Annotated in this window: 5 protein-coding genes; 2 read left to right on the top strand and 3 right to left on the bottom strand. The window is 68.4% G+C overall.

Annotated features, from left to right (window positions below; genetic code table 11):
• Positions 1-200: 200 nt before the first annotated feature.
• Positions 201-1,097 (bottom strand): sigma-70 family RNA polymerase sigma factor, encoded by an 897-nt coding sequence (locus FNM00_RS06350; protein ID WP_143912607.1) that lies wholly within the window; start codon positions 1,095-1,097, stop codon positions 201-203.
• A gap of 195 nt (positions 1,098-1,292) precedes the next feature.
• On the opposite strand from FNM00_RS06350, the gene FNM00_RS06345 reads away from it, so the two are divergent.
• On the top strand, positions 1,293-1,730 hold the full coding sequence (locus FNM00_RS06345) for a hypothetical protein (protein ID WP_143912522.1): 438 nt from the start codon (positions 1,293-1,295) through the stop codon (positions 1,728-1,730).
• Here FNM00_RS06345 and FNM00_RS06340 read toward each other — a convergent pair.
• Both FNM00_RS06340 and FNM00_RS06335 read right to left on the bottom strand, forming a co-directional pair.
• On the bottom strand, positions 1,664-3,796 hold the full coding sequence (locus FNM00_RS06340; RefSeq protein WP_143912520.1) for a S9 family peptidase: 2,133 nt from the start codon (positions 3,794-3,796) through the stop codon (positions 1,664-1,666). The two genes, FNM00_RS06345 and FNM00_RS06340, sit on opposite strands and share 67 nt — an antisense overlap.
• Positions 3,793-5,112, bottom strand: a complete 1,320-nt coding sequence (locus FNM00_RS06335; protein WP_143912518.1) for a DNA polymerase IV — start codon at positions 5,110-5,112, stop codon at positions 3,793-3,795. The genes FNM00_RS06340 and FNM00_RS06335 overlap by 4 nt, the downstream gene beginning before the upstream one ends.
• A gap of 112 nt (positions 5,113-5,224) precedes the next feature.
• Here FNM00_RS06335 and FNM00_RS06330 point away from each other — a divergent pair, with 112 nt between their 5' ends.
• Complete coding sequence (locus tag FNM00_RS06330; RefSeq protein ID WP_185973011.1) at positions 5,225-6,208, top strand: DUF4192 domain-containing protein; 984 nt, start codon at positions 5,225-5,227, stop codon at positions 6,206-6,208.
• Positions 6,209-6,224: the final 16 nt, after the last annotated feature.

Here is a 6,224-nt window from a genome sequence, read left to right as displayed (position 1 = left end):
TCACCCCCACCGTCGGGTACGATCACACCCCTATCTGAGCCTCGGGCGGTGAGCCATCCCGCACTCGACGCCTCGAAGTGCGGGATGGCTCACCGCCCAGGGCTCGAACCCACGCGCGTCCGCCTCGACGGGCGGGTGTCCGAGCATGACGAACGCCCCACGGTCTGAGGACCATGGGGCGTTCGTCGTAGGGAGAGGTGTTACGCAGCCAGTTCGGGGTCGGCGATCGCGCGCAGCTTGGCGAGAGCCTGACGCTCCACCTGACGCACGCGCTCTGCCGAGATGCCGTGCCGCCGGCCGATATCGGCCAGCTTCTGCTGACGGCCGTCGAGCAGGCCGTAGCGGGCCTTGACGATATCGGCCTCCCGCTCGTCGAGGTGATCGACGAGGGTGAGCAGCTGGTCGCGTGCGGCGTGGTCGAGGGCGGCCGCATCGGGCCCCGGCATGGGATCGCGGGCGATCAGGTCACCGAGCGAGGTGTCGCCTTCGTCGTCGACCGGCGAGTCCAGGCTGACGTGATCGCGACCCCAGGACAGCAGATCGATGACACGATCGACATCCATGCCGAGCTCTGCCGCGATCTCACCGGGCTCCGGATCGTAGCCGAGCTCGCGCTCGAGGTTGCGACGCGCGCCGGAGACCTGGTTCAGCTCCTCGACGACGTGCACGGGCAGCCGGACCACGCGGGCCTGCTGCGCGACGCCGCGAGTGATCGCCTGACGCACCCACCAGGTCGCGTAGGTCGAGAACTTGAAGCCCTTGGCGTAGTCGAACTTCTCGACGGCGCGGATCAGGCCGGTGTTGCCCTCCTGGATGAGGTCGAGCATCGGCATCTGCGCGCGGCCGTACTTGCGAGCGATCGAGACGACCAGGCGGAGGTTGGCCTGGATGAACTCCTGGAGTGCGCGCTCGCCTTCGTCGGCGATCCACTCCAGCTCTTCGCGTGTGGCACGCTTAGGTGCGCCCCCCTTGGCACGGCCGATCCGGCCGGTGTCCAGGAGGTGACGTGCGAACAACCCGGCCTCGATGGTCTTGCTGAGATCGACCTCGCGTTCTGCGTCGAGCAGGGGCGTACGAGCGATCTCGGCAAGGTACATGCCGACGCTGTCCTTGCCTTCGATCTCGGTGCTGTGGTCCACGGGGGTCTCCCATCACTTGGTTGCACCTGGTACAACGCGGGGATGTTCCTGAGGATTCCGCTCTCAGGGGATTCTTGGCATCGTTGTGACCCGGATCGCCCGTCGGCTCCTCTCCGCGTCGCCCTGACGCCCCATTCTTGTTACGTTCCGAAGGTGAGTGATGCGGGAGGACCGGGACTGCCCAGCTACCCAGCCGGCGAGGAGACGCCCTTGCCGGCCGACCGGCTGGGTCTCGTCGCCTTGGTCGTCGCCCTGGCGGGGGCGATCCTGGCATGCCTGCCGCCGGTCTTCTTTCTGGGATGGATCGCCTTGCCGGTCGGGTTGACCCTCGCGATCGTCGCGCTGCGGCGACCGGCTCGCCGTCATGGTGCGGCGGCCGCGGCGGTCGTGGTCTCGATCGTCGGGTTTATCGCCGGGGCAGTGGTGTTCGTGGTCATGCTGCTGGTGGCCTTCGGGGAGGCCGTCGGTCCGGAGAGCTCACGCGAGGAGGCCAGGTCGATGGCATCGGCCGAACGCCCCGCCGATCAGGAAGCGCCGGCGGTGTCGATGATCCAGGCGAGCTCCCAGGCGCGCTCCTTCCACGCCGCGTAGCGTCCGCTGACGCCGCCGTGGCCCGCGCTCATCTCGGTCTTGAGCAGGACCGGGCGCGAGGTCTGAGCGATCGAACGCAGCTTGGCGACCCACTTGGCCGGCTCGACGTACAGCACGCGCGTGTCGTTCAGGCTCGTGACGGCGCAGATCGCCGGATAGGAGTGAGGTCCGATGTTCTCGTACGGCGAGTAGGACTTCATGTACTCGTAGACCTCGGGGTCGTGCAGGGGGTCGCCCCATTCATCCCATTCGATGACCGTGAGCGGAAGCGACGGATCGAGAATCGACGTCAGAGCATCGACGAACGGCACCTCGGCGATGATGCCGACGAAGTCCTCGGGGGCCAGGTTGGCGACGGCACCCATCAGCAGGCCGCCGGCGCTGCCGCCCTCGGCGACGAGACGCTCCGGCGTAGTCCACCCGTCGGCGACGAGCTGGCGCGCGCAGGCGATGAAATCGGTGAAGGTGTTGCGCTTGGCCAGCAGCTTGCCGTTCTCGTACCAGTGGCGTCCCATCTCTCCGCCGCCGCGCACGTGGGCGACGGCATAGACGAAGCCTCGGTCGAGCAGGCTCAGCCGGGGCACGGAGAACCCGGGGTCCATCGAGGCCTCGTACGAGCCGTAGCCGTACAGCAGGGTGGGTGCCGTGCCGTCGCGCGCGACATCGGCGCGGTAGACCAGTGAGATCGGCACCTGGGTACCGTCATCCGCGGTGGCCCAGAGACGTTCCTGGCGATAGTCGGCGGCGTCGTAGCCACCCAGGACGGGCACCTGGCGTCGCAGCAGCAGCCGTCCGGTGCTCACCTCGTAGTCGTAGACCGATCCCGGCGTGACGAAGGAGGTGTAACCGATGCGGAGCAGCGGAGTGTCCCACTCGGCGTTGGCTCCCACTCCACAGGCGAAGAGCGGCTCGTCGAACTCGATCTCGTGCAGGGAGCCGAAACCGTCGCCCTCGATCGGCAGGATGCCGATACGAGTCAGTGCCTCGTGCCGGTAGCTGACCGCCACGAAGGACGCGAAGACGTCGACATCCTCCAGCCGGGTCGTGTCGTCTCCCGCCAGCACGATCGTCCTGTCGCTCGGGTCGGCGGGATCGATGAGGGCGAGCTCGAAGTTGGGGACGCCGTCGTTGTGCAACAGGAGGAAACGGTCGTGCCCATCGAGCACCACGTGCTCGATCCCGTACTCGACGCCCTCGCGGCGGGGGAGGACGACCGCGAACTCGCCGGTGGGGTCGTCGGCGGCGAGGATGCGCGACTCGCTGGTGATCTTGGACGCGAGGCTGATGACCAGGTACTTCTCCGACTGGGAACGGCCGATGCCCACGAAATAGCGTTCGTCGGGTTCGGAGAAGACGAGCACGTCCTCCTCGCCGCCGCCGACATGGTGCCGCCAGACTTGATGAGGTCGCCACGCGTCGTCGACCACGGTGTAGAAGAGGTAGTCCCCGTCGGCCGACCAGGTCGCGCCGGTGGACGCGTCCTCGATCACATCGTCGTGGATCGCGCCGGTGCGCAGATCCTTGACGTGGATCGTGTATCGCTCGTCGCCGGTGGTGTCGACCGACCAGGCGAGGTAGCGGTCGTCGTCGCTCAGACTGAACGCGCCCAGTGAGAAGAACTCATGGCCTTCGGCTTCGACATTGCTGTCGAGGAGGATCTGCTCGCCGTCGATCGGTGCTTGCGAGTCGAGCCCGGGAGGGGTCCAGTCGGCGGGATCGGCGATGGGACAGCGGCAGCGGATGGCGTACTGCTGACCTTCCTGGACCCGGGTGTAGTACCACCAGTCCCCATGGCGCACCGGCACCGACAGATCGGTCTCCTGGACCCGCGCCGTGATCTCCTCGAAGATCCGCTGACGCAATGGCTCTAGATGCGCCGTCTGCTGCTCGGTATAGGCGTTCTCGGCTTCCAGATACGCCAAGGTCGCCGGATCTTCCTTGTCGCGGAGCCACTCGTATTCATCGACCACCGAGTCGCCGTGGTGCACCCGCGTGGTGGGGCGTCGCTCGGCCTGAGGAGGCACAGGGGACTGCGTGACCGATGGGGTGCCGGGAGAGCTCGTCATGTCTCGACCGTACCGGCAGCTGCCGGGCCCGCGAGGCTCAGTGCCGGGTCATCGGCGGCGAAGGTCAGGATGGGTCCGGCCGGGGTCTCGCGCGTCTCGAAGCGCACCGTGACCCGGCCGAGGCCCGATCCCCAGACCCAGCCGTCACCGTGCTCGGCGTGATGCACGTCCATGCCGGGCGACCACGACGCCGCCGCCCGGCTGCGGAGCGAGTGGCGCGGGGGCGGGGGGTCTTCCTCGACGGGGCTCTCGGGGGTGAACAGATCGTCCTGCACCCAGTCGGTCAGCCCGGACACCCCGACGCCCAGGAGACGGAGGCCACCGGTGACGTCGGCAGCCCTCAACAGAGCCATCGCGGTATCGGTGATGGTGCGCGGGTGGTCGGTGGGCGCTGCCAGCGTGGTGGATCGGGTATGGGTCTCGAAGTCGTGTCGCCGGATCTTGAGCGTGATGGTGCGCCCGGACTGACCCGCGGCCCGCAGGCGCCGGGCGACCGTGCGGGCGAGCGCGTCGGTCACTGCCTCCAACTCGCCGCGATCGGCGATGTCGACGGGGAAGGTGTCCTCCACGCTCACCGACTTCGCCTCGCGATGCGACTCCACCTCGCGATCGTCCTGGCCGCGTGCCAGCTGATACAGCGAGCGGCCAGAGGCATTGCCCAGGCTGCCGCTGAGCTCGTCCAGGGAGAGCGCACGGAGTTGCTCGACGGTCTCGGCCCCGAGGCGCCGGAGGCGTTCGGTGGTGGCCGGCCCGACACCGGGGATCGCGCTGACGCGCATCGGAGCCAGCAGCTGCTGCTCAGAGCCCGGCGCCACGATGAAGTGCCCGTCGGGCTTGTTGAGCTCGCTGGCGATCTTGGCCAGGAACTTGGAGCTGGCCACGCCGACCGAGCACGTCAGGCCGTCGGTCAGTCGTTCGATATCGGCGCGCAGCTCGGCGACCGTCTCCTCGACCGAGTCCGGGTCGAAGTCATCGGCGGCGGCGAGGTCGACGAAGGCTTCGTCCAGGGACAGCGGCTGTACGCGCGGGGAGAGCTCGCGGAGCCGATCCATGACGACGTGCGACGCCGCCCGGTAGGCATCGAAGCGACCGCTGAGCACGGCGGCGTGTGGACAGCGGCTGCGCGCCTCGGCCATGCTCATTGCCGAGCGGACACCGAAACGACGGGCCTCATAGGAGGCAGTGGAGACCACCCCGCGACCGCCGACGCCACCGACGATCACCGGCTTGCCGCGCAACGACGGCTTGTCGCGCTGCTCGACCGCAGCGAAGAAGGCATCGAGGTCCAGATGAAGGATCGATGCGGTCGCGCGCATGATCCTATTGTCACCTGCGCCCCTGACAAGTCGATCGTCCACACCCGGCGATGTCCACAGCCTCGCGGTGCTCGAGCTGGTCAGATCGGCTCTTCGGCAGGAGGCTCCTGGCATGGACGAGACGACCCCCTACCGGGCCCGCACCTTCGAGGACCTGCTCAACGCGCTTCCGGCCAGATTCGGTTTCGTGCCGCGTGAATCGATCATCGGGATCTGCGTCAGCGGCCCCCGCCACCGACTCGGTTTCACCGCTCGGATGGATCTGCCGCCCGATGACGAGCACGCCGACGCCGTCGCCCGGACCGTGGTGCACCACCTGATTCGGAACGGTGGCGATGGTGTGATCCTCGTCGGACTCTCCGCCGATCCCGGGGCGGCCGAGGACATGGTCCACCGAGTGCGCGAACTGCTGCCCGCCCACCTCCCAGAGGTGCTGGGACTCTGGGCGACAGAGGACCGGGTCTGGAGTGACCTGCCGGACTGCCCCGCCGAGGGCGAGGCCTATGCGCTCTCCCCGACTCACGAGGTCCGGGTCCGGGCGGCGACGGAGGGCGTGGTGGTGGCCGAGGATCGCGAGGAGCTCTGGTACGAGCTGGAGCCGGTGGGGCGCCCGCGACGGGACTGGCTGGACCGGGCGTTCGCCGACATCGTCGCCGAGTGGATCCCGGTGGGTCCCAGTTGGCAACGCGATCACGCCCGGCAGATGGCCCGGCTGCTGGACCGGGAGTCGTTCGCCGACGGAGAACTCCTGGCGATGTCGGTGCTGAGCCAGTGGATCCCCGGACGCGACACGGCCTGGGCCCGGATCGGAGCCCACAATGCACGAGGGATGTACGACATCTGGGCGGCGGCCGCCCGACTGGTCGGGGGAGTGGAGGCCACGCCGATGCTGTGCCTGGCGGGGTTCGCGGCGTGGCAGGCGGGTGACGGCGCGAGAGCCATCAACGCGCTCGACCGGGCGCGGGCGTTGAACCCCGAATACACCTTCGCGGGGCTGCTGGGACGCATGGTCGAATGCGGAATGGACCCCCGCGTCATGGACTCGATGGACACCGAGAGCTGGGAGCGGCGATTCGCTGATCGACGCTCGGCCTGAGATGTCTCTAGGCTGT

Origin of the sequence: Aeromicrobium piscarium (assembly GCF_007421815.1) — a bacterium.
Classification (GTDB): Bacteria; Actinomycetota; Actinomycetes; order Propionibacteriales; family Nocardioidaceae; genus Aeromicrobium; species Aeromicrobium piscarium.
This window is presented reverse-complemented; position numbering and strand designations above follow the sequence as displayed.